This is a genomic window from Streptomyces sp. NPDC058646 (assembly GCF_042716875.1).
In the GTDB taxonomy this organism is placed as follows: domain Bacteria; phylum Actinomycetota; class Actinomycetes; order Streptomycetales; family Streptomycetaceae; genus Streptomyces.
Genome location: NZ_JBHXRK010000010.1, coordinates 220,452 through 244,500, shown reverse-complemented (window position 1 = coordinate 244,500; position 24,049 = coordinate 220,452). Strand labels below are relative to the sequence as shown.

The window sequence follows — 24,049 nt, the reverse complement described above, 5'->3', positions numbered from 1 at the left end:
GGGTTCCCGGGCCGTCCGCCCGGCCGCCGGTGCCGCCGGGCCGTGGCGGCCCGGCGGAGCACCGGTCGAGCGGCGGTCAGGCGGCCGCGGCGACCGGGACCTCCGCCCGTTCCAGGGCGAGTTCCAGGACCTGGCGCACGTCCGTCACCGGGTGCACCTCCAGCCCCGCCAGCACCTCGGCCGGGACGTCGTCCAGGTCGGCCTCGTTGCGCTTCGGGATGATCACCGTGGTCAGTCCGGCCCGGTGCGCGGCGAGCAGCTTCTGCTTGACCCCGCCGATCGGCAGGACCCGCCCGGTGAGCGAGACCTCGCCGGTCATCGCCACGTCGGTGCGCACCTGCCGCCCGGAGAGCAGCGAGGCGAGCGCGGTGGTCATGGTGATGCCCGCGCTCGGGCCGTCCTTGGGGACCGCGCCCGCCGGGAAGTGGATGTGCACGCCCCGGTCCTTGAGGTCGGCGACGGGGAGTTCCAGTTCCGCGCCGTGCGAGCGCAGGAAGCTGAGGGCGATCTGCGCCGACTCCTTCATGACGTCGCCGAGCTGGCCGGTCAGGGTCAGGCCCGCCGCGCCCGTCTCCGGGTCGGCCAGCGAGGCCTCGACGAAGAGCACGTCGCCGCCGGCACCGGTGACGGCGAGGCCGGTGGCCACACCGGGTACGGCGGTGCGCCGCTCGGCCGGGTCCTGGGCGGACTCCGGTACGTGGTGCGGCCGCCCGATCAGGGCGCGCAGATCGTCCGCGCCGATACGGAAGGGCAGCTCGCGTTCGCCCAGTTCGTGCTGTGCGGCCATTTTGCGCAGCAGGCGCGCGAGGGAGCGCTCCAGGGTGCGTACGCCCGCTTCGCGGGTGTATTCCCCGGCCAGCTTGCGCAGGGCGTCCTCCTCCAGGACCACCTCGTCGGTGCCGAGCCCGGCGCGCTCCAGCTGGCGCGGCAGGAGGTGGTCGCGGGCGATGACGACCTTCTCGTCCTCGGTGTAGCCGTCCAGGCGGACCAGCTCCATCCGGTCGGCGAGGGCTTCCGGGATGGCCTCCAGGACGTTGGCCGTGGCCAGGAACACCACATCGCTCAGGTCCAGTTCCACCTCCAGGTAGTGGTCCCGGAAGGTGTGGTTCTGGGCCGGGTCGAGGACCTCCAGCAGGGCGGCGGCCGGGTCGCCGCGGAAGTCGGAGCCGACCTTGTCGATCTCGTCGAGGAGCACCACCGGGTTCATGGACCCGGCCTCCTTGATCGCGCGGACGATACGGCCCGGCAGGGCGCCCACGTAGGTCCGCCGGTGTCCTCGCACCTCGGCCTCGTCCCGTACGCCGCCGAGTGCGACCCGGACGAACTTGCGGCCCATGGCGTGGGCCACCGACTCGCCGAGCGAGGTCTTGCCGACCCCGGGCGGTCCGACGAGGGCGAGGACCGCGCCGCCGCGCCGTCCGCCGATGACGCCCATGCCGCGCTCGGAGCGCCGCTTGCGCACGGCGAGGTACTCGGTGATGCGGTCCTTCACGTCGCTGAGGCCCGCGTGCTCGGCGTCGAGGACGGCCCGCGCGCCCTGGATGTCGTACCGGTCCTCGGTGCGCTCGTTCCAGGGGAGTTCCAGGACGGTGTCGAGCCAGGTCCGGATCCAGGAGCCCTCGGGCGACTGGTCGCTGGACCGCTCCAGCTTCTCGACCTCCTTGAGCGCCGCCTCCCGCACCTTCTCGGGGAGGTCGGCGGCCTCGACGCGGGCCCGGTAGTCGTCGGACTCCTCGCCTTCCTTCTCGCCGTTCAGCTCGCGGAGTTCCTTGCGGACCGCCTCCAGCTGGCGGCGGAGCAGGAACTCGCGCTGCTGCTTGTCGACGCCGTCCTGGACGTCCTTGGCGATGGACTCGGCCACGTCCTGCTCGGCGAGGTGGTTGCGGAGCCACTTGACGGCGAGCCCGAGGCGGGCGACGGCGTCACCGGTCTCCAGCAGCTCGACCTTCTGTTCGACCGTCAGGAAGGGGGAGTACCCGGAGTTGTCGGCGAGGGCGGAGACCCCTTCGATCTGCTGGACCCGGTCGACGACCTGCCAGGCCCCGCGCTTCTTGAGCCAGCTGGTGGCCAGCGCCTTGTACTCCTTGACCTGCTCGGCGACCGCGCCGGGCAGCGGGTCCGGCACGTTCTCTTCCACGGTTTCGCCCTCGACCCAGAGCGCGGTGCCCGGGCCGGTGGTCCCGGCGCCGATGCGGACGCGGCCGCGGCCGCGGATGAGTGCGCCGGGGTCCCCGTCGGAGAGGCGGCCGACCTGCTCGACGGTCCCCAGCACCCCGGTGCCCGTGTACTTGCCGTCGATGCGCGGAACCAGCAGCACCCGGGGCTTCCCGGTCCCGGCCGCCGCCTGGGCGGCCTCGACGGCCCCCCGCACCTCGGCGTCGGACAGGTCGAGGGGGACCACCATTCCGGGCAGCACGACCTCGTCGTCAAGCGGCAGCACGGGCAGGGTGAGCGTTACGGACGTCGAAGCCATGATCTTCCCTCCGGCAGTGAAGTTGAGCTATGCCGACTCAATGCATCTGCGCCCCCTGGTGTTCCCCAACACCCGTTCGCCCCGGGCGAACAGCCCGCGGCGGCCGTGCGCCGGTCAGTCGGCGGCGGAGATGCGCACGTCGCCCGAGGTGGTCTTCGCGGAGAGGGAGGAGGGGGCCGCCGGGTCGGCGGGGAGGGAGACCTCGCGGTCGCCGGAGGTCGTCGAGACCGCGAGGCGGTACGCGGCCGCGGGGACCTCGAGGGTGACGTCGCCGGAGGTGGTCTCGGCGGCGACCGAGGCCGGCGCCCGTGTGAAGTCCAGGCGGGCGTCGCCCGAGCCGGAGCGGACGTCGGCGCTCGGACCGGCCAGGCCGGTCGCGGTGATCTCGCCCGAGGAGGTGCGGATCTTCAGCGGGCCCGCGACCCGGTCGGCCCGGACCGCGCCGGAGCCGGACGTCAGGTCGGCGGCCGCCACCCCGGTCACGGCGATCTTCCCGCTGCTGTTGCCGAGCCGGACGGTGGCGGAGGCGGGGACCTCCAGGCGGTAGTCGATGACGCAGCTGCCGGAGCAGCCGTCGGTGAAGGTCAGGACTCCGGACGAGACCTGCTGGCCGGGGGCGGGCCGGGTGTCGCCGCGGTAGTGGACGGTACGGCGGACGGTGACGCCCGTGCCGGCGCCGGGGACCACCTCGATGGAACCGGAGCGGGCACCCGTCAGCTCCACCTCGGTGACGGCCTCGGTGACGGTGGCGTCGGCGCTCGCCGTCCGCTCCGGGCCGTCGGTGAAGGAGCAGCCTGCCAGGAGCAGTCCGGCGCCGAGGGCGGCGGCTGCCGTGCGCGCGAGGCGATGTGACGGGGCGTGAGGTCTCATGTCTCGATCCTGGGGCAGCGGGCGCCGCGCAGCCGATGGGGCCGGTACCCGGGCCCCGGGTGGGGTTATCCCCCGGTCGCCGGTCCCGCCACCGGTTCCGCCGCGGGGCCTGCTGCCGGGCCCGTGGTCACCGGGAGGTCGGAGGGCATGCCCCATTCGCTCCAGGAGCCGTCGTACACGGCCAGGTCCCGGTACCCGGCGAGGTCCGCGCCGAGGGCCAGCACGCAGGCCGTGACGCCCGAGCCGCAGCTGAAGTACAGCCGCCGCCGGTCCCCGGCCACCGCCCCGAAGGCCTCGCGGAGTTCGGCGGGCGGCCGCATGCGCCCGTCTGGTCCCTGGAGCTCGCCGAACGGCAGGTTGACCGCGCCGGGCATGTGGCCGCCGCGCAGGCCGGGGCGGGGTTCGGGCGCGATGCCGGCGAACCGCCCCCGGGTCCGGGCGTCCAGGACGGCCGCGGCCGGGTCGGCCAGGGCGGCGGTGACGGTGGCGCTGCCGACGAGCAGCCCGGCACGGGGGCGGGCCGTGAACGAGCCGCGCGGGCCCTCGTAGGCCGGGCCGGCGGCCTCGACGGGCAGGCCCGCGGCCGTCCAGGCGGGCAGTCCGCCGTCGAGCACGGCCGCCCGGTCGAAGCCCATGGCGCGCAGCATCCACCAGGCGCGGGCGCTGGAGTAGACGCCGGCCGCGTCGTAGACGACGAGGGTGTCGGTGTCGTCGACGCCGAGGGCCCGCAGCGCCTCGGTGAACGCGGCCGGGCCGGGCATGGTGTGCGGGGCGGGTGCGTCGTGGTCGGACAGGGCGCCGTCGAGGTCGAACGGGCGGGCGCCCGGGATCCGGTGGTCCGCACCGCGGTGGGCGCCGACGGAGGCGTCGAAGAGCACCAGCCCGGGGGCCCCGAGCCGCTCCGCGACCCAGCCGACCCCGACGAGCACCCCGGGCAACGGCCCGGGCCCCGGTCCCCCCGTCCCGCCGCCCGACGGCGCCCGCCCGGGCTCCGGGGACGCAGGGTGCTGGGGCGCGTGCCAGGCCTCCGGGGACGCGGAGGCCGGCGGCGCACCCTCCGGCTCCGGCGGCGCAGGGGGCCCGGGTGCGTGCTCGGAGTTCCAGGGCGCGGGCGGCTCGGACGCCTGCGGCTGGGGGGCGGCGTGGGGAGTTGGGGGCATGCGGCACCTCCGGGCTCGGCCGGCCGCACCCGGGCCGGGTGGGCCCGGGTGCGGTCCGGCTCCAGTGCGACGTGGGTCGCCCCATCCTCGCCCGCGCCCGCCTCGCCCCCGCAGCCACCCCGGTGGTGCGGGCCGAGGGGGCACGGCCCCCGCCCTCGGAGGCGCCTCGCCGGTCGGGGCGGGATCAGCCCGGGTCGTCCGGTGCCGTGCACCGCGACGCGGAACGCCGTCGACCCCCGGTACCCCCCGCGAGCCGCGGAACCCTACGCCCTGTACCGACCCCACCCCCGGGGAAACCCCGGGGCCGCACCCGCCCGGCCGGGCCCGCACGGCGACGCGGGGGCTTCACACCCCGGCGCCCGCACACCCCGGCACCCGCGCCGGCCGCGACACCGACGGGGCCCGCCGGACAGCCCCTAGCCGCACCCGCCCGGCCGGGCGTACACGGTGACGCGTGCGCCGCGTACCCCGGTGGCCGAGCAGAGGTCGAAGCCGGAGGCCAGGGCGGCGCGCTTGGCCGCTTCGGCGGGGTACGGGTCCAGGGGCTGGTCCTCCGGGTCCTGCAGGGCGATCACCCGGTCCGCGCCCGCCAGGGCGGCACGGATCCGCTCCGCGGTCAGCTCCGTGCCCTGGAGGCTGCGCGAAGCCGCCGGGGAACGGGCCAGGGCCACGTCGCGCAGGCCCTCGTACGCCCCGGGCGAGGAGAGCAGCCACTCGCGGCGCCGGGACGGCATGAACAGCACGGCGTCCCCGGGCCGGGCCCGCTCGCGGACGGCCGCGGCCACGGCGAGGACGTCGTCCTTGCGGCTCTGCGGGGTGCGCAGCCAGGCCGACCACCAGCCGAAGGGCACCAGCAGCGCGGCGACGACCAGCCACGGCCACCAGTGCCGTGCCGCGGCCAGGCGGGCCCCGGCGAGCAGGGCGAGCCCGGCCAGGGCGTAGAGCACGTACCGGTCGACGTACCAGGGGTGCAGCAGGGAGACCGCCATCAGCAGGCCGGGCGGGAGCAGGGCCAGGGGCAGGGCGACCCGTACGAGGTCCCGGGGGGCGCCCCGGGCGAGCAGCAGGGCGGCGGCCGCGAGGACCCCGTACGCCGTCCAGTCCTGCCAGCTCGGCCGCCCGAGCCAGCCGAGCTGCTGCTGGGCCTGGCGGGCGCTGACCAGGGCCAGCGGCAGCAGCAGGACGACGACGGCCGCGGCGCTCCACCGCCAGCCGCGCGAGCGCCGGGCGGTGAAGGCGTGGGCGAGCAGGGCCAGGACCGCGAACTCGTGCAGCCAGCAGCCGAGCAGCAGTACCGCGGCGTACGCCGTCCAGCGCTCGCGCAGCATCAGGTAGGTGGCCCACACCACGGCCGCCGCGACCAGGGCGTAGGAGCGGCCTTCCTGGGCGTACATCTGGACGGGCGGCAGTGCGGCGTAGGCGAGTCCGGCGACCAGCGCGGCCCGCTCCCCCGCCAGGCGGTGGGCGACGGCGGCGACCCCGGCGGCCGCGAGGGCGGTGGCGGCGACGGAGGGCAGCCGCAGCGTCCACAGGCCGCCGTCCCAGGCCAGGAACGCCCCGTGCATCAGCAGGTAGTACAGGCCGTGCACGGCGTCGACCTGGCCGAGCAGCTCCCAGAGCTGGCCCAGGGGCCGGTGGGCGACCTGCCAGGTGACGGATTCGTCGCGCCACATGCTGCCTTCGCGCGGCAGGCCCCAGACGCCGAGGGCCGCGGCGAGCAGCGGCGGCAGCACGCGCCAGGGAGCGATGCGGCGGATGGCGGCCTCCAGGTGCTGTCGGTCCCGGTACGGGGACTCCATACTCGGGGTTCGGCCCCGTACCCGTGGAGGTGGGTGTGCGCGCGTTCCGAGCGGTGGCGGCGGTGCTGCTGAGTACGGCGGTCCTGGCGGGGTGCGGGTCGTCCGGGGACGGGGGCGGGGGCGGCGACGACGCGCCCCCGGCGTCGGCCACGGCCCCGGCGGCCGGCTCGGAGCCGGGCTCCGGCGCGAGCACGAGCCCGCCGCCGGCTGCGTCGGCCCCTGCGTCCCCGTCGGTTTCGCCCGCTGCCCCGACGGTCACGGAGCCCCCGGCCGCCTCCGCGACGGCGGGCGGGACCCCGGCGGCCACGGAGACGCTCGTCCGGGTCTCCCGCAGCGGCGGTTTCGCGGGCGACACGCACACCTTGGCCGTCAAGGGCGACGGCTCGTGGAGCCGGCTGGACCGGACGGCGAAACCGGAGGGCGCCGGGAAGCTGTCCCCGGACCGGCTCGGGCAGCTGCGCACCGCGCTCCGGGAGGCGGACTTCGCGGGGCTGCCGAGGCTCTCGACGGGCAGCCCCAAGGTGTACGACGGGTTCGTGTACGCCTTCGTGCACGGCGGCCACGAGGTGGCCGCTGAGCAGGAAGCCCTGCCTCCGGTTCTGGCCAAGATACTGGACGCCCTGCCTCCGTTTACCGCGGGTTAGAGCGCCGCGGGACGGGCCGCCCGGCGCATCCTCCGAGCCCGGCCGGAGCCCGGCCTGTCCGAACCCCGCATAGCCGCAGGCCGGTGCCTCCTCTACGCTGCACCCCATCACGCGGGATCATCACGGGGCGGGACCGGACATGGAACAGACACACACGACCCACAACAGCGCTGCGGCGACCCCCGGCGCCCAGCGGCGTGTGCTCGTCGTCGAGGACGACCGCACCATCGCCGAGGCCATCGCGGCCCGGCTGCGCGCCGAGGGCTTCCAGGTGCAGACGGCTCCGGACGGCCCGGCCGCCGTGGCCGCGGCCGAGAGCTGGCTGCCGGAGCTGCTGGTGCTGGACATCATGCTGCCGGGCTTCGACGGGCTGGAGGTCTGCCGGCGGGTCCAGGCGCAGCGGCCGGTCCCGGTGCTGATGCTCACCGCCCGGGACGACGAGACCGACCTGCTGGTCGGGCTCGGGGTCGGCGCGGACGACTACATGACGAAGCCGTTCTCGATGCGCGAGCTGGCCGCGCGGGTCCACGTGCTCCTGCGGCGCGTCGAGCGGGCCACGCTCGCCGCGCACGCCCCGCGCGGGGCCACCCTGCGCCTGGGCGACCTGGAGATCGACCACGCGCAGCGCCGGGTCCGGGTGCAGGCCGAGGACGTGCACCTGACGCCGACCGAGTTCGACCTGCTGGTGTGCCTGGCGGGGACCCCGCGGGCGGTGCTCTCCCGGGAGCAGCTGCTGGCGGAGGTGTGGGACTGGGCCGACGCCTCCGGGACGCGTACGGTCGACAGCCACATCAAGGCCCTGCGGCGCAAGATCGGCGCGGAGCGGATCCGTACGGTCCACGGCGTCGGGTACGCCCTGGAGACCCCGGCCCAGGCATGAGCGGCCGGCCCGGGCAGCGGTCCGGGGCGGGGCTCCGGCCCTTCTCGCCCTTCTCGATCAAGACCAAGCTGGGCACCCTGGTCGTGGTGTCGGTGTTCATCACCACGGGGCTGCTGCTGGTGGCCCTGCGCACGGACACCGAGCTGCGGTTCATCACGGTCTTCTCGGTGATCGCCTCCATGCTGATCACCCAGTTCGTGGCGCACAGCCTGACGGCGCCGCTGGACGACATGACGACGGTGGCCCGGGCGATCTCCCGGGGGGACTACACCCGCCGGGTCCGCGGGGCGGGGCGCCGGGACGAGCTGGGCGACCTGGCCTCGACGATCAACCTGATGGCGGACGACCTGGAGGCCGTGGACCGGCACCGCAAGGAGCTGGTGGCCAACGTCTCGCACGAGCTGCGCACGCCGATCGCGGCGCTGCGGGCGGTGCTGGAGAACGTGGTGGACGGGGTCTCGGCCGCCGATCCGGAGACCATGCGGACGATGCTGAAGCAGACGGAGCGCCTGGGCCGGCTCGTGGAGACCCTGCTGGACCTGTCGCGGGTGGACAACGGGGTGGTCCCGCTGCGGACCCGCCGGTTCGAGGTGTGGCCGTACCTGTCGGGGGTGCTGAAGGAGTCGGCCCTGGCGGCGGCCGGGCGGCCGGGGCTGTCCTCCGGCTCGGGCGGGCACACCCGCAACGACGTGCACCTGCACCTGGACGTGTTCCCGCCGGAGCTGTGGGCGTACGCGGACGCGGAGCGCCTGCACCAGGTGGTGGCCAATCTGATCGACAACGCGGTCAAGCACAGTCCCGCGCACGGCCGGGTGACGGTCCGGGCCCGGGCGGGCGAGGAGCCCGGGAGCCTGGCCCTGGAGGTGCGCGACGAGGGGCCCGGCATCCCGGAGTCGGAGCGGCACCTGGTGTTCGAGCGGTTCAACCGGGGCAGCGCACGGGGCGGGGACGGCGGCACCGGGCTGGGCCTGGCGATCGCCCGGTGGGCCGTGGAGCTGCACGGCGGGCACATCGGGGTGGCCGAATCGTCACGGGGCTGCCGCATCCTTGTCACGCTTCCGGGCAGCTCGCAGGCGCCGGGTTGACGTAGGGTTCGAGTGGGAAGGACATGATCTCGGCCACACGTGCCCGGGGTCGTCAGGGGTGCGAAGCCAAGGGGGCCGCAACCTCGGTGCCCCCTACCCGAACCCTGCTGGTTTCCCGCCATTCCAGGTGATGAAACCCGCCGTTCGATGTGACCTACGTGACGGATGTCCCGCCCGGTCTGCATCAGGCGGTCCAGGAGGCGTAGCCTTTATTCCCGCTGTCCATACCTTGTGAAGCGGAAGAGGGCGGTTGCCGCCGTGTCGCCACAGTCCCCCAGTAACCCGAGCACCACGACCGAAGCAGCAGAGGGCGGGAAGAACCCTGCCTCAGGCTTCGGTGCCAACGAATGGCTCGTCGACGAGATCTATCAGCAGTACCTCCAGGACCCGAACTCGGTCGACCGGGCCTGGTGGGACTTCTTCGCCGACTACCAGCCGGGGGGCGCTGCCGCTCCGGTGAAGGCCGAAGAGCCGAAGAAGTCCCCGACGACGACGGACGGCGCCTCCGCACAGGCCGCCACCACCGTCGCCGTAGCCCCGCAGGCCGCCGTCGCCGCCGCCACGGGGGCGGCGAGCGCCGCAGCGTCCGCCCCGGCCTCCGCGCCCGGTGCGGGCAACAGCCCCTCCGGAGCGGCTGTCGCCGCGCCGACCCCTCCGCCTGTGTCAGCTCCTGCCCCTGCTCCTGCCACCCCCTCTGGTGCCCCTGCTGTGACTGTCACCTCCCAGGCCCCGGCCGCCGCCGCACCGGCTGCCGCGCCCGCCTCCCCCGCTCCCGCAGCCAAGCAGGCCGCGCCCGCCACCGAGGCCCCCGCCGGCCCCGAGCTGGTGACGCTCCGCGGCCCGGCTGCCGCCGTAGCCAAGAACATGAACGCCTCCCTCGACGTCCCGACGGCCACGTCCGTCCGCGCCGTCCCGGTGAAGCTCCTGTTCGACAACCGCATCGTCATCAACAACCACCTCAAGCGCGCCCGGGGCGGGAAGATCTCCTTCACGCACCTCATCGGCTACGCGATGGTGCAGGCGATCAAGGCCATGCCGGCCATGAACTACTCCTTCGCGGAGAAGGACGGCAAGCCGACCCTGGTCAAGCCGGAGCACATCAACTTCGGTCTCGCGATCGACCTGGTGAAGCCCAACGGCGACCGCCAGCTCGTCGTCGCCGGCATCAAGAAGGCCGAGACCCTCAACTTCTTCGAGTTCTGGCAGGCCTACGAGGACATCGTCCGCCGCGCCCGCGTCGGCAAGCTGACGATGGACGACTTCACCGGCGTCACCGTCTCGCTGACCAACCCCGGCGGCCTGGGCACCGTGCACTCCGTGCCCCGCCTGATGCCCGGACAGTCGGTCATCATGGGCGTCGGCTCCATGGACTACCCCGCCGAGTTCCAGGGCACCTCGCAGGACACCCTGAACAAGCTGGGCATCTCCAAGGTCATGACCCTGACCTCGACCTACGACCACCGGGTCATCCAGGGCGCGGCCTCCGGCGAGTTCCTGCGGATCGTCGCGAACCTGCTGCTCGGCGAGAGCGGGTTCTACGACGACGTCTTCGAGGCGCTGCGCATCCCGTACGAGCCGGTCCGCTGGAACCGGGACATCGACGCCTCGCACGACGACGACGTCACGAAGGCCGCCCGCGTCTTCGAACTGATCCACTCCTACCGGGTCCGCGGCCACGTCATGGCCGACACCGACCCGCTGGAGTACAAGCAGCGCAAGCACCCCGACCTGGACATCACCGAGCACGGCCTCACCCTGTGGGACCTGGAGCGCGAGTTCGCGGTCGGCGGCTTCTCCGGCAAGTCGATGATGAAGCTCCGCGACATCCTCGGCGTGCTGCGCGACTCGTACTGCCGCACCACCGGCGTCGAGTTCATGCACATCCAGGACCCGAAGCAGCGCCGCTGGATCCAGGACCGCATCGAGCGCCCGCACTCCAAGCCGGAGCGCGAGGAGCAGCTGCGCATCCTGCGCCGGCTGAACGCTGCGGAGGCCTTCGAGACCTTCCTGCAGACGAAGTACGTGGGCCAGAAGCGGTTCTCGCTGGAGGGCGGCGAGTCCGTCATCCCGCTGCTCGACGCCGTCATCGACTCGGCCGCCGAGGCCCGCCTCGAAGAGGTCGTCATCGGCATGGCCCACCGCGGCCGCCTGAACGTGCTCGCGAACATCGTCGGCAAGTCGTACGCGCAGATCTTCCGCGAGTTCGAGGGCAACCTCGACCCGAAGTCGATGCACGGCTCCGGCGACGTCAAGTACCACCTGGGTGCCGAGGGCACCTTCACGGGCCTGGACGGCGAGCAGATCAAGGTCTCGCTCGTCGCGAACCCCTCCCACCTGGAGGCCGTGGACCCGGTCCTGGAGGGTGTCGCCCGCGCCAAGCAGGACGTCATCAACAAGGGCGGCACGGACTTCACGGTCCTCCCGCTGGCCCTGCACGGCGACGCGGCCTTCGCGGGCCAGGGTGTGGTCGCCGAGACCCTGAACATGTCGCAGCTGCGCGGCTACCGCACCGGCGGCACCGTGCACGTGGTCATCAACAACCAGGTCGGCTTCACCGCCGCCCCGGAGTCCTCGCGTTCGTCGATGTACGCGACCGACGTGGCCCGCATGATCGAGGCGCCGATCTTCCACGTGAACGGCGACGACCCGGAGGCCGTGGTCCGCATCGCGCGGCTCGCCTTCGAGTTCCGTCAGGCGTTCAACAAGGACGTGGTCATCGACCTCATCTGCTACCGCCGCCGCGGCCACAACGAGTCCGACAACCCGGCCTTCACGCAGCCGCTGATGTACGACCTGATCGACAAGAAGCGCTCGGTGCGCAAGCTGTACACCGAGTCCCTCATCGGTCGTGGCGACATCACGCTGGAAGAGGCCGAGCAGGCGCTCCAGGACTTCCAGGGCCAGCTGGAGAAGGTCTTCGCGGAGGTCCGCGAGGCCGCCGCGCAGCCCGCCGCCGGCGCTCCGGTGGCGCCCGCGCAGACCGCGCAGGAGTTCCCGGTCACCGTGAACACCGCGGTCTCCCAGGAGGTCGTGAAGCGGATCGCCGAGTCCCAGGTCAACATCCCCGACCACGTCACCGTCCACCCGCGTCTGCTGCCGCAGCTGCAGCGCCGCGCGGCGATGATCGACGAGGGCACGATCGACTGGGGCATGGGCGAGACCCTGGCCTTCGGTTCGCTGCTGATGGAGGGCACCCCGGTCCGGCTGTCCGGCCAGGACTCCCGCCGCGGCACGTTCGGCCAGCGTCACGCGGTCCTCATCGACCGGGAGACCGGCGAGGACTACACCCCGCTGCAGTACCTGTCGGACGACCAGGCCCGCTACAACGTCTACGACTCGCTGCTCTCCGAGTACGCGGCCATGGGCTTCGAGTACGGCTACTCGCTGGCCCGTCCGGACGCGCTGGTCCTCTGGGAGGCCCAGTTCGGTGACTTCGTCAACGGCGCGCAGACCGTCGTCGACGAGTTCATCTCCTCGGCCGAGCAGAAGTGGGGCCAGACCTCCGGCGTCACGCTGCTCCTGCCGCACGGCTACGAGGGCCAGGGCCCGGACCACTCGTCCGCCCGCCCGGAGCGCTTCCTCCAGATGTGCGCGCAGGACAACATGACGGTCGCGATGCCGACCCTTCCGTCGAACTACTTCCACCTCCTGCGCTGGCAGGTCCACAACCCGCACCACAAGCCGCTGATCGTCTTCACCCCGAAGTCGATGCTGCGTCTGAAGGCCGCGGCGTCGAAGGCGGAGGAGTTCACGAACGGTTCGTTCCGTCCGGTCATCGGTGACAGCACGGTCGACCCGAACGCGGTCCGCAAGGTCGTCTTCTGCGCGGGCAAGGTCTACTACGACCTGGAGGCCGAGCGGGAGAAGCGCGGCATCACCGACACCGCGATCATCCGCATCGAGCGGCTGTACCCGCTGGCCGGTGCGGAACTCCAGGCGGAGATCGCCAAGTTCCCGAACGCGGCGAAGTACATCTGGGCGCAGGAGGAGCCGGCGAACCAGGGTGCGTGGCCGTTCATCGCGCTGAACCTGATCGACCACCTCGACCTGGCGGTCGGCGCGGAGGTCCCGGCGGGCGAGCGTCTGCGGCGCATCTCGCGGCCGCACGGCTCGTCCCCGGCGGTGGGCTCGGCCAAGCGCCACCAGGCCGAGCAGCAGCTCCTGCTGAACGAGGTCTTCGAGGCGTAGTCGCTGCGCGGCTCAGCAGTACGGAAGGCCCGGCCTCCCCTCGGGGGGCCGGGCCTTCCGGCCGTTCCGGGCTCCGGGCCTGGGTGTCACGGCTGGGGCTCGAAGTCCCAGTACGGCCTCGTCCGTTGTTTCGCCGAGACGGTGTGGACGTGCTGGGCGCCCAGGGTGCGGGTGAGGCCCTTGATGCCCGCGTCCTCGTGTTCGGCCGCCTCCGCGTCCTCCCGTACCGACCGGAGGTCCGCGGCGAGGGCGATCTGGGCGCTGAGGGTCATCGGGTGGTCGGGCCCGAGGACCCGCTCGGCGGTGCGCAGCGTGTCCCGGCTCAGGGACAGCGCGTCCTGCAGGCGGCCGGTGATGTTGCGGTGACCGGTGGCGTTCAGGGCGCAGCCCAGCGTCCAGGGGTGCCGGCCGCCGAGGGCTCCGCGCATCCCGGTGAGGGCGCGTTCGGCGAGGTCCAGGGCCTCCTGGCGGTCGCCCTGGGCCCGTAGCACCAGGCCGAGGTTCCCGAGCGTGCCGATGCTGTACGGGTGACCGGGGCCGAGCTGCGAGCGGTAGCCGCGGACCACGTCCTCGGAGATCCGGCGGGCCTCGCCGACGTCCCCGTACTCCCTGAGGTAGGTGGCGTAGTCGGAGGCCACCATCAGGGTCCACGGGTAGTCGGCGCCGAAGACCCTCGTGGCCCGCTCCCACACGGTCCGCAGCCGCAGGCCGGCTCCCGGGACGTCTCCGGAGCGGCGCAGGCACTGCCCGAGGTTGTGCTCGGCGCGCAGGGTCTGCGGGTGGCCGGGGCCGAGCACCTGCGTGTTGAGTTTGACGCCCTGTTCCTGGCGGGTCTGGGCCTCCCGGTAGCGGCCCATCAGGCGCAGCCCCATCGCGCAGGCGATGCCGGAGGCGAGGGTGGAGATGTGCAGGGGCCGCAGGACGCGCTCGCGGCGGCGCAGGGTGTCCAGGTCGAGGTCGTAGGCGTCCTGGTAGCGGCCGAGCAGCCGGTAGGTGGCGGCCAGGTTGTTCTGGGCGTCGAGGGTGGTGGAGTCGTCCTCGCCGAGGAGTTCCCGGTAGGTGGCGAGGCAGTGTTCGAAGATCTCGCGGGCCGGTTCGAAGGCGGCGGTGCACAGCAGGACGCCGCCGTAGGCGCTGCGGGCGCGCAGGGTCTGCAGGTCCCGCTCCCCGCGTTCGCGGGTGAGCCGGTCGGCGACGGCCCGGGTGAGGACTCCGGCGCGGGGGAAGAGCCCGAGGTTGCGCAGGGCTCCGCCGTAGGGGTAGCTGAGTTCGCGGACCTTGGGGTGGTCCTCGCCGAGCATGGCCCGCCAGGACCGGTCGGTGTCCTCGCACAGCCGCAGGCAGGTGCGGTACTCCCCGGCGAGGATCAGGTAGCGCAGGCAGTGCAGCAGGAAGTTCTGGATGCGCGGGTTGCTGCTGGTGAGCACCCCGGAGGGGGCCAGGTGGGGGACGAGTTCGGCGTACCGGGGCCACAGGCGGGCGTCGGAGGGGTGGCCGGGGTCGGCGGCGGCGAGGACCTGGCGGACGGCGCGGGCGAGCGGTCCGGCCTCGGCCTCGGAGAGGTTCTCGCGGACGATGCCGTGGACCATGCGGTGCAGCTGGACGGTCTCCAGGCCGCCGCCGCCCTCGTCCACCGGCAGGTCGGAGTACTCCAGGCGGACCACGGAGAACTGGACGAGCTTGTTGAGGGCCGCGTTCCACCGGATCTGGTCGTTGATGAGTCCGGCGAGCCGTTCGGGGACGTTGTCGGCGGGGAACTCGCGCAGCAGCCGCAGCGGTACCGGTCCGGGGGCGAAGAAGACGAACAGCCGGAGCAGGGCCAGGGCGTCGGGGTGGTTCTCCCGGATGTTGTTGAGGAGGACGGCCAGGGCCGTGGGGAAGGGCAGCGGGTAGTCGTCGGAGACGGTGACGGCCTCGCGGGAGTCCAGGCGGCGCTGGAGCAGGGCGAGGTAGTCGCCGACGCTGAGCGGGGAGTCGGCGAGCCAGCCGGCGGTCTGGTCGAGGGCGAGGGGGTAGTCCTCCAGGGCTTCGGCGAGCTGGTCGGCCTCCCGGTCGGTGAGGCGCACCGCCCGCCGCCGGATGAAGGTGACGGATTCGGGCCGGGCGTAGAGCGGGACCTCGACGAGGCTGCTGTGCCGGGCGGCCCATGCACGGTTGCGGGAGGTGATGATGACGTCGCCCGCGCCGGAGGGCAGGAGGTCGGTCAGGTCGTCGGGGTTGTCGCAGCCGTCGAAGACCAACAGCCAGCGGTGGTAGGGGGAGCCGCGGCGCAGTGCTTCGAGGACGGCCCGGATCTGTTCGCCGTAGCTGCCCGCGCCGCGCGGCAGTCCGAGGGCGGGGGCGAGTTCGGCGAGGCGTTCGCGCAGGGTGGGCCGGTCCTCGGCGGGGACCCACCAGACCAGGTCGTACTCGGAGGCGAAGCGGTAGGCGTACTCGGTGGCCACTTGGGTCTTGCCGACGCCGGACATGCCGAGGAGGGTGACGACGCAGGCGCCGGGCGGGGCTTCGGTCAGCGCGGTGCGCAGGGTGGTGATGACGTCGTTGCGGCCGGTGAAGCGCGGGTTGCGGCGCGGGACGCGGCCCCAGATCTCGGGCGGGTCGTTGGGGAAGCGGGGGCCGCGGCGGCCGGTCTCGGTGCCGATCCGGTCGGTGGGCAGCTCCAGCCGGCGCAGCACCCGGTACTCCGCCTCGTACGCGTCCACGCCCCACAGGTCGGTCTTCTCCAGTACGGCGACGGCGCTGGGCAGCGGGGCGTCCGTGAGGCAGACGGCCGCGAAGCGGTCGGGGTGGCTGTCGGTGACGGTGCGCAGGGCGGTGTTCCAGGCCTCCTCGGTGTGGGTGCCGGCGGAGAAGTAGCGTTCGCTGAGGACGAGGAGGACCCGGCTGCCGGAGCGGGCCAGGTCGTCGAGGGCCGGGGCGAGGCCGGGGCTGTTCTGCGGGTCCCAGCGCTGGAGGGCCACGCGGTGTCCGTGCTCTTCCAGGCGGTGGGCGATCCAGACGGCCCAGGGGCGGTTGAATCCCGCGAAGCTGATGACGAAGCGCTGCGCCTGGTGCTGCGGCGGGTGGGGCGGCTGAGCCGCCGGGCTGGAGTCCTGCCGGCTACCGGTCATGCGGCCGTCTCCCTGGATACGGGCGGTGGACGGGGTTGAAAAGGTACCGCAGCAGGTACCCGTACGGACCCGGTCAGACCTGGGTGAACGGAGCGAGTTCGGGGTGGGCCGCGCACCAGGCGAGGCGTTCGCGTTCCACGGCCCGGCGGGCGGTGGCGTGCTGGTCCGCCGGCGGCGGCAGGTCGTCCATGGCCAGCTCGGCGGCGGCCATGGCGTCGGTGAACTCCCGTCCGGCCGTGGTCAGTCGGGGATGGGCCCGCAGGACGGGGAGGACGGCTGCGACCTGGGCGCGGATCCTGGCGTGCTGGGCCCAGGCGCCGCGGGCCCCGTAGAGGGCGGCGCGCTGCCAGTACCCGGCCAGGGCGAGGTGGGCGTACGCGCCGTGCAGGAGGCCGTCGAAGGGGCGCGGGGCGGTGCGCCAGGGGGCCCAGTGCCGGGGCGTGCGGTCGGCGGTGTGCAGGGTCAGGACGTCGGTGAGGGCGCTGAGCTTTCCGTGCTGGACCTCGTGGACGAGGGTCGCGGCCAGCGCGGGCGGGGCCTGTGCGCGGGCCAGTACGGAGCCGGCTGCCGCGGGCAGGGTGGCGCCGTGGGAGCGGGAGGCGCCGGCCAGCGGGACGACGGAGCGCAGCAGTTGGACGGTCTCCTCGGCCCGGACGGTGTCGTACCGCTGGAGGAGGGTGAGCGCGCCCGACCACTGGGTGTCCCAGCGCTTGTGCCCCTTGGGGGTGAGCCGGCGGGCGGGGCGGACGGCGGGGACGGGGTGCGCGGCTCCGGGGGCCCGGTAGGGGTCGAGGTCGTCGAGGGCGGTCCCGCCTCCGGGCAGGGCGTGCAGGGGCAGGGTCGCGGGGTCGTCGGCGTCCCAGGAGCGTTCGGTGAGGGTGAGGGGGCCGGGCCGGTCCGGCCGCAGCAGCCCCAGCGTGGGCAGCAGGAGCCGGCCGTGCTGGGGGCGCAGGGTGAGGCGGAAGGAGACGGCGGCGCGCAGGGCGGCGGCCGCGGCGAGGGCGCCGAGGTGGGCGAGGTCGGGGGCGGGGCCGTACGGGGCGTGCAGCCGGCGCAGGGTCTCCTCGGCCCACACGCCGGTGGCCGGGTAGTGCAGTACGTCGCGCACGGCGCAGGGGTCGCGCCGTTCGGCCTCCTCCAGCAGGGCCCAGTGGTGGGCGGCCTCGCCGGCCGGGCCGCCGGGTGCGGCGTCGAGGACGGCGCGCAGGAGGACGAGGCGCTTGGAGCGGCGTACGTCGCGGACCAGGCGGCTCCCTTCCGCGGATGGTTCGGTGGAGGCGAGGGCGCGCAGGGTCGCGGAGGTGACGGTGAAGGAGGTCAGCGAGGTGGTCACGAGGCGGCCGCCGGGGGGACGGCCGCGGCGCGCTGCACGGCGGCGGCGACGTGGCGGATCAGGGCGGTGAGGTCGGCGCAGTACACGGACGGCTGGCGGAAGCCCTGCCGGGCGCGGTAGCGGTGCGGGTAGTGACCGCCGCCGCAGACCTCCACCAGTTCGCAGGCGCGGCAGCCGGGGGCGAGTGCGTCGCGTCCGAGCTGGCGGGCGGCGAGGCCGGGGTGGTCCAGGAGCTGGTCGAAGCTGTGGGTGTCCAGGGTCATGCCGGTGGCGGCGGCGCCTTCGTACGCGGATTTCAGGGAGTCGGCCTGTTCGATGGAGCCGTCGGTCTCGATCACGGCGGTGGTGGCGGGCGCGAGCCCGAGGGTCTCGGTGGCGGCGGGCAGACCGAGCAGCAGGGCGATGATCTCCTCGAAGATCCGGATCCGGGTGCGCCGCACCCCGTCGTGCCACCAGCGTTCGAAGACGGCGACGAGCCAGTCGGCGTACGGGGCGGGGCGGCCGGGTCCGTGGCCGGGCGGCGGGCAGCTCCAGTTGGCGAGCGGGAGGAGCAGGCCGAGGCTGGGCGGGGCGAAGGCGAGCAGGGACTCGTACGTCTCCACCGGGTCCTGGCGGAGGTCGATGACGCAGAGCACCCCGGCGTAGCTGTCCGGGTGCCGTGCCAGCAGGCGCAGTCCGCGGGCGGCCGCACCGAAGCCGGGCCGCCCGGCGCGGTCCACGCGCCGGGTGTTGTGTGCGGGCAGGCCCCCGTCGAGGCTGACCCCGACCCGGATCCCGGCGGCCCGCAGCGCGGCGAGCCGGCCGCGGGTGAGCAGGGTGCCGTTGGTCTGGACGGTGGCGGTGACCCGGGTGCGGGGTGCGGCCCGGGCCACGGCGGCCCGTACGGCGTCCACGGGTGCGGCGAGCCCCGCCGGGGCGGTGAGCAGCGGCTCGCCGCCGTGCAGGACCAGGTCGATGCGGGCGGGGCGGTGGGTGGCGGCGTGCTCGGCTATCCGCTCGGCGGCGCGGGCGGCGGTGGCCGCGGTCATGGTGGGCGGCTGCCCGCGCCAGCTCTGGTCGGCCATCTCGTAGACGTAGCAGTAACTGCAGGCGAGGTTGCAGCGGCTGCGGGTCTTGAGCACGAACTGGCGTATCGGATGCGGACGGTGCCCGGCGGCCCGCAGGGCCGGCACGTCGAGCCGGGCATAGGGCCAGGGGGCATGCAGGACATGCCGCCGGTACTGCGCGGCACGGCCGGAGGAGCCGGACGCCGCCGCCTCGGGGGCGGGGCCGGAGGAGCCATTGGCCGCCGGGTCGGGCGCGGGGCCGGAGGAGCCGGACGCCGCCGCCTCGGGCGCGGTGCCGGAGGAGCCGGACGCCGCCGCCTCGGGGGCGGGGCCGGAGGGGCCGGACGCCGCCGCCTCGGGGGCGGGGCCGGAGGGGCGGGCGGCCGGGCCGGAAGGCGGCGGGGTGGGGCCTGAGTGGCCGACAGGGCCTACGGGGCTCGTGGGGCCTGAGTGGCCGACGGGGCCTGCGGCAGCGTCCGGGGCTCCTGCGGGTAGACCCCCGTGGCCCGGGCCGGAACCGGAGGGCCCCGGGGCGTGGCCGGAGGAGCCGGGCGCGGGGCGTTGGGGGTCGGACCCGGGCCCCGCGGGACCTGCCCCCGGGCCGCCGGCGGACGCCGGGGTGGGGACGGTGGGGGCGGCGGCCGGGCCGGGGGGTGCTGCGGGTGGGTCCGAGGCGGCGGGCGGGGCGGCGGGGGTCGGTACCGGTCGCCTCATCGCCTCGCACCTCCCTGCCCCAGCTGCCGCCGGGAGGTACCCCGGGGAACGGTCCATCCCTGCCCTCCGGGCGGCCCCCGCTAACGGCGAAAAGTGGTCAATCCGCGTGCGGCCGGGACAGATCAGACCACCCCGGAGTCGAAGGCGTTCAGGATCTCGGCCGGGTGCGTCACGCGCTCGACCATGCCTTCGATCACCTGGGCGAGCACGGGATGGTCGATGCCGCGCAGTGCGGCCAGGTCCAGCCCGGAGAGGTCCGGCAGCCGCCCGGGGCAGTCCGCCCGGGAGGCCGTAGCGGACACGTCCTGACGTTTCGTCACCATACGTCGCCCGTCCCCCTGTTGTCGCACCGTCGACGGTGCCCTGCCCTTTCCCCGTAGCCGGTCCCCGGAAACGGCGGACCGGCCCGGCGGCGCGTTCCTCAGGAGCCCGGCTCCAGGGCCCGTACCCGCGCGCGCAGCGCCTCGTACCGGTCGTCGGCGGGCCCCGCGGCGTGCCGCGTCCACAGCTCCAGCGCGGAGCGGTACGCGTCCAGCGCCGCCCGGGGCCGGGCCAGCCGCTCCAGCACCTCCCCGCGCAGCTCCTGCACCCGGGCGGCCAGCTCGACCGCGGCGTCCCGGTCCTCCTCGCGGTCCTCCTCCCGGTCCGCCTCCAGTGCCGACCGCCAGGCCCGCCGGTAGGAGTCCGCCGCCCGGTCCAGGCGGTCGGCCGCCCGGGTGTGGCCGTGGATCTCCTGCTGGACGTCGCCGTGGTCCCGCCAGGCCCGGGCCTGCTCCAGGGGGCTGCGGCTCTGCCGGACCGCCAGTTCCAGCAGGTGCTCCGCCTCCCGCAGGTCCACCAGGTCGCGCTCGTACGCGTGGCGCAGCCTGAGCCCGGCGGCGAGCCGCGCCAGCCGGTGCGCGGCCCGGGGGTCGGACTGCGGCACGGCCGCCCGGCTGTCGCGCAGGACCCGTACGGCGGCCCCCGTGAAGGGCCGCCCGTCGGTGGCGCCGGCCCGGTCCAGGAGTACGTCGCCCCACTCGGGCAGCAGTTCCCCGAAGGCGTCGGCGTCCCGGGGGATCAGGCGCCGGGCCCGGCCGTACGCCTCGGCGGCGTCCTCCAGCGCCGCCGGGTCCCCGTCCCGTTCGTACCGGGCCCGGCGCACCCGGGCCATGCCGAGGAGTGCCGCCACCCGCAGTTCCGGGTCGCCAGCGGCCTCCTGCAGGGCCGTGGCGAGCTGCTCGGCGGCCTCCTCCAGCCGGCCGGGCAGGTGTTGCAGGGCGGTGGCCAGCTCGACCCGGACCCGGGCCCGCTCCTCGGGCGGGGCGGCCGGGTCCGCGGTCAGCCGGGCCGCGGCCCCAGCGGCCAGCTCCGCGCGCTCGGCCGGGTCCGGGGTGCGGGGCAGGAGGGCCAGCAGGACCCGGCCCAGGGCCAGGTGCAGTTCGGGGCCCGCGGCCGCGCCGGGCGGGTCCCCCGGGTACGGGTCGGGTTCCGGTGCCCGGCGTCCGGGAACGGGGCCGGAGCCCGCGGCAGGGGCGGGGCCCACGAGGGGTTCCAGGGCGGCCCGGGCCTCCCGCAGTGCCCCCGGGTCGTCCCGCAGTTCGCTGAGCCGGATCAGGGTCCGGGCGCGCCGCACCGCGCAGTCCCGGCGCAGCCGGCCGTCCAGTCCGGGGAGGGTGCCCGCCGCCGCGAACTCCCGGTCGGCCGCCGCCAGCAGCTCCGCGTCGGGTGCGGCCGCCAGGGCCCGCTCGTACAGGACCTGGCCGCGTACGAGCCGCGCCGCCGCCGTCCGCAGTCCGGTGACGGCCCGGCCGGCCTCGATGAGCAGCTCCGGATCGCGTTCCGCCGCCCACAGCCGCAGCAGGGCCCGCGCCAGCTCGGTCTCCGCCTCCTCCGGGGGGTCGCCCGGCCCGGCCGGGGCCGCGACCGCGCGGCGCAGCACCGCCACGGCCTCGTGCAGCGCCCGCTCGTCGGCGTCGGCGTCGGCGAGCCGGTCCCGGGCGGTGGCCACCGCCCAGGCCCTGCCGGGCCCCGGGGCCGCGGCCGCGGGTTCCCGTACGGCCGGAGCGTCTCCTTCTGCGGGGCCCGGCGGGCCGGGAAGGCCGGGGACGTCCGGCAGGTAGCGCCGTACGACCTTGGCCGACACCTGCGCGAAGGCCTGCGGGAGCGGCCCGGCGGGTGGCCGCCCGGCGTCGGGCGGGCCGTCCGGGTCCGCCGCCACGGGCGCCCCGGTCAGCTGGGAGACCGCGAGGGCGGGGAAGTTGCGCACGCCCCGCCCGAAGTGCGCCTGGACGTACTCCGAACAGTGCTTCAGCACCAGCGCGGCCTCGTCCCGCCCGAGCGGTCCCAGCAGGACGTCCTGCACGCCGGGGACGAACTCGTACCACTGCCCGGGAGCCGGTCCGCTGCGCCGCAGCAGCCCGCTCAGGAGCACCTCCGCCAGGTCCGACGGTTCGGAGTCCGGCAGCATGGTGCGCTGCACCAGCCGCATCACGGGCAGCGTCAGCGGGGCCGCCGACAGGTACACGGCGAGCTGGACGGCGCGGGGGGCGGCCGAGGCGCGGAAGCGCCGCACCAGCTCGGCCGGGGGCCGTACGGCCGCGGGCGGCGGCGCGGGGGCCGCGGGATGGCCGGCGAGGACCCGGCCCACCTCGGCCGGTACCGGCCCGGCCCCCAGCCCGGCGACGAGGCGGGCCCATGCGCCGAGGGCGGTGGCGCCGGGCGGCAGCACGGGCACGGCCAGTCCGCCGGTGGGCCGTCCGGATCTCGGCGGCCGGTCCGACCGGAATTTCAGCTTCCCACCGCCGCCCTCGATTCGGGTGAGGGTGCCGCGCTCGGTCGGCAGCCAGCTCCGGCCCCACAGCCGCTGCGGCAGCGGCTGTACGACCACGCACGGGGTGCACTGGGCCCAGCGGTGCAGCAGCCGCTGTGCCTGACCCTCCCGCCACAGCGGTCCGGTGCAGTCGGAGACCAGCATGGTCAGCGCGCGTCCGGTCGGGTCGCGCAGCTGTTCGCCGGAGCGCAGGCCGGGGGCGGGGACGGGGCAGCGGCCGAGTGCGGGCGTGCCGTCGGCGAGCCGGTGCAGATAGTGGACCTGGACGTCCCGGAAGGCCCCCAGGTGCTCGCACACGGCGCGCAGTTCCTCGAACATGTCGTGCCAGACGGCCATCGACGGGGAGGCGTCCATGACCAGCCGTGCGGTCGCCTCGCGGCGGGTGTCGGGGCGGAAGACGGGGATGACGAGTCCGAGTGCGCGGGCGCTGGCCTCGGCGGTGGCGTCCTCGTCGAGCACGGTGCGGGCGGGCGGTCCGGGCGGCCGGTGCCGCTGGAGGGCGCGCAGGGCCCGTTGGATGTCGAGGATCCGTGGCAGTGCGGCGGCCCGGGGGACGCGGACGGGTGCCCCCGGTTCCTGCGGCAGCTCCCCCTCGGGCCCTGCGGTGCGGCGCGCTCCGGCCGGATAGAGCCTGACCGGAGCCTCGGCCCCCGCCTCCGTCCCGGTCGGCTCCCGTACGGGCCCCACCGGCAGGCTGACGGGATCCTCAGCCTCCGTACCGGCATCCGGCTCCGTCTCCGTCCCGGGAGCCTGCTCCTCCGCCCCGGGGACGGCCGGCCGGGAGGCTACCGGTCCGGGCCCGTGGATCTTCCCGGCCAGCCACAGGGCGTCGGCGAGCTCCTCGGCGGTCGGGTCGATCCCGCAGGTGCGCAGCAGGGCGGCCAGTTCACGGATGGGCACGTCCCCTCACCTCGGGCGGTCGAGGCGCTGGATGAGCAGGTCCGCGAGGTCCTCCCGGGTGGGCGGGGCGGCGTAGTGGGTGAGGTACACGGCGTTCAGCAGCTGGTCGGCGGCGACGAGTTCGGACTGGGAGCGGCTGAGGAACTCCCGGATCAGGTCGGCGCCGAGCCGGGCGGCCTCCTCCCCCAGGTGCGCCCGGACCATGGTGGCGAGCCGTTTCTCGCCCGGCTGGCCGAGCTTGAGCTGGATGCAGCGCCGCAGCAGGGCGGCCGGGAAGTCCCGCTCCCCGTTGCTGGTCAGGATGATGAAGGGGAAGGCCCGGCAGCGGATCCGGCCGCCCTGGACGGTGGCCTTCGCCCCGTCGTCGGTGAGCACCTGGACCTCGGGCTCGGTGTCGGCGACCCGCTCCAGCTCGGGGAGCGCGAACTCCCCTTCCTCCAGCACGTTCAGCAGGTCGTTCGGCAGGTCCACGTCGCTCTTGTCGAGTTCGTCGATCAGCAGCACGCGCGGCCGCCCGGTCGGGAGCAGGGCGGTGCCCAGCGGTCCGAGCCGGATGTACTTGCCGATGCCGGGCGCCCCGCCGGGGGTCCCGCCGCCGGCCGCGAGCTGGACGTCCTGAAGCCGGGCGAGGGCGTCGTAGCGGTAGAGCCCGTCCTGGAGCACGGTCCGCGAGACCACGGGCCAGCGCAGCACCCGGCCCAGCTTCAGCTCGTGGGCGACGGCGTGCGCGAGGGTGGACTTGCCGGTCCCGGGGAAGCCCGTCACGAGCAGCGGCCGCCGCAGGTACAGGGCGGCGTTGACGGCGTCCAGCTCCTCGGGCTCCGGCCGGTGCAGCTGAGCGGCCTGCCGGTGGGCCCCGAGCCGCCGGGCGACGGCCCCGTCGGCGGCGCCGGCCGCGCCCGCCGGGGGGCCGGCCCCGTCCACCGGCCCGCCGTCGAAGTCCCGCCACGGCGGCGGGTCCGGCAGGGCGTCGATCCCGTCGTGGGGCTCGCCGACACCCCGGTAGATGAGCCACTCGTCGTTCATGGGTGCTGC

Annotated in this window: 14 protein-coding genes; 4 read left to right on the top strand and 10 right to left on the bottom strand. The window is 75.1% G+C overall.

The window, feature by feature from the left end:
- Positions 1 to 76: 76 nt before the first annotated feature.
- From lon to ACFWUZ_RS15280, 4 genes are all read right to left on the bottom strand, one after another.
- A complete protein-coding gene (lon, locus tag ACFWUZ_RS15295) occupies positions 77 to 2,473 on the bottom strand; it encodes an endopeptidase La (RefSeq protein ID WP_384372194.1) in 2,397 nt (798 codons plus the stop codon).
- A gap of 114 nt (positions 2,474 to 2,587) precedes the next feature.
- Positions 2,588 to 3,343 (bottom strand): DUF4097 domain-containing protein, encoded by a 756-nt coding sequence (locus ACFWUZ_RS15290; protein ID WP_384372191.1) that lies wholly within the window; start codon positions 3,341 to 3,343, stop codon positions 2,588 to 2,590.
- Positions 3,344 to 3,408: 65 nt separating this feature from the next.
- Positions 3,409 to 4,281 (bottom strand): sulfurtransferase, encoded by an 873-nt coding sequence (locus tag ACFWUZ_RS15285; protein WP_384372189.1) that lies wholly within the window; start codon positions 4,279 to 4,281, stop codon positions 3,409 to 3,411.
- A gap of 638 nt (positions 4,282 to 4,919) precedes the next feature.
- A complete protein-coding gene (locus ACFWUZ_RS15280) occupies positions 4,920 to 6,302 on the bottom strand; it encodes a hypothetical protein (protein WP_384372187.1) in 1,383 nt (460 codons plus the stop codon).
- Between the two features lie 35 nt (positions 6,303 to 6,337).
- Here ACFWUZ_RS15280 and ACFWUZ_RS15275 point away from each other — a divergent pair, with 35 nt between their 5' ends.
- The 4 genes from ACFWUZ_RS15275 (at position 6,338) to ACFWUZ_RS15260 (ending at position 13,099) form a co-directional block, all read left to right on the top strand.
- The gene (locus ACFWUZ_RS15275) at positions 6,338 to 6,946 is read left to right on the top strand and encodes a hypothetical protein (protein WP_384372185.1); all 609 of its coding nucleotides are present in this window, start codon (positions 6,338 to 6,340) and stop codon (positions 6,944 to 6,946) included.
- 139 nt (positions 6,947 to 7,085) lie between these two features.
- A complete protein-coding gene (locus tag ACFWUZ_RS15270; RefSeq protein WP_384372183.1) occupies positions 7,086 to 7,826 on the top strand; it encodes a response regulator transcription factor in 741 nt (246 codons plus the stop codon).
- Complete coding sequence (locus ACFWUZ_RS15265) at positions 7,823 to 8,911, top strand: ATP-binding protein (RefSeq protein WP_384372181.1); 1,089 nt, start codon at positions 7,823 to 7,825, stop codon at positions 8,909 to 8,911. The genes ACFWUZ_RS15270 and ACFWUZ_RS15265 overlap by 4 nt, the downstream gene beginning before the upstream one ends.
- A gap of 258 nt (positions 8,912 to 9,169) precedes the next feature.
- Positions 9,170 to 13,099 (top strand): multifunctional oxoglutarate decarboxylase/oxoglutarate dehydrogenase thiamine pyrophosphate-binding subunit/dihydrolipoyllysine-residue succinyltransferase subunit, encoded by a 3,930-nt coding sequence (locus ACFWUZ_RS15260; protein ID WP_384372179.1) that lies wholly within the window; start codon positions 9,170 to 9,172, stop codon positions 13,097 to 13,099.
- An 86-nt stretch (positions 13,100 to 13,185) separates the two neighbouring features.
- Here the strand turns inward: ACFWUZ_RS15260 and fxsT are convergent, their stop codons facing one another.
- The 6 genes from fxsT to ACFWUZ_RS15230 form a co-directional block, all read right to left on the bottom strand.
- Positions 13,186 to 16,209: an FxSxx-COOH system tetratricopeptide repeat protein gene (gene fxsT / locus ACFWUZ_RS15255; RefSeq protein ID WP_384372177.1), complete on the bottom strand. Its 3,024-nt coding sequence runs from the start codon at positions 16,207 to 16,209 to the stop codon at positions 13,186 to 13,188.
- Positions 16,210 to 16,282: 73 nt separating this feature from the next.
- Complete coding sequence (locus ACFWUZ_RS15250; RefSeq protein WP_384372175.1) at positions 16,283 to 17,542, bottom strand: aKG-HExxH-type peptide beta-hydroxylase; 1,260 nt, start codon at positions 17,540 to 17,542, stop codon at positions 16,283 to 16,285.
- On the bottom strand, positions 17,539 to 18,714 hold the full coding sequence (locus tag ACFWUZ_RS15245) for an FxsB family cyclophane-forming radical SAM/SPASM peptide maturase (RefSeq protein ID WP_384372173.1): 1,176 nt from the start codon (positions 18,712 to 18,714) through the stop codon (positions 17,539 to 17,541). The genes ACFWUZ_RS15250 and ACFWUZ_RS15245 overlap by 4 nt, the downstream gene beginning before the upstream one ends.
- Before the next feature lie 710 nt (positions 18,715 to 19,424).
- The gene (gene fxsA, locus ACFWUZ_RS15240) at positions 19,425 to 19,625 is read right to left on the bottom strand and encodes an FxSxx-COOH cyclophane-containing RiPP peptide (RefSeq protein WP_384372171.1); all 201 of its coding nucleotides are present in this window, start codon (positions 19,623 to 19,625) and stop codon (positions 19,425 to 19,427) included.
- Positions 19,626 to 19,723: 98 nt separating this feature from the next.
- The gene (locus ACFWUZ_RS15235) at positions 19,724 to 23,014 is read right to left on the bottom strand and encodes an SAV_2336 N-terminal domain-related protein (RefSeq protein WP_384372169.1); all 3,291 of its coding nucleotides are present in this window, start codon (positions 23,012 to 23,014) and stop codon (positions 19,724 to 19,726) included.
- A 6-nt stretch (positions 23,015 to 23,020) separates the two neighbouring features.
- A complete protein-coding gene (locus ACFWUZ_RS15230; RefSeq protein ID WP_384372167.1) occupies positions 23,021 to 24,040 on the bottom strand; it encodes an AAA family ATPase in 1,020 nt (339 codons plus the stop codon).
- Positions 24,041 to 24,049 lie beyond the last annotated feature (9 nt).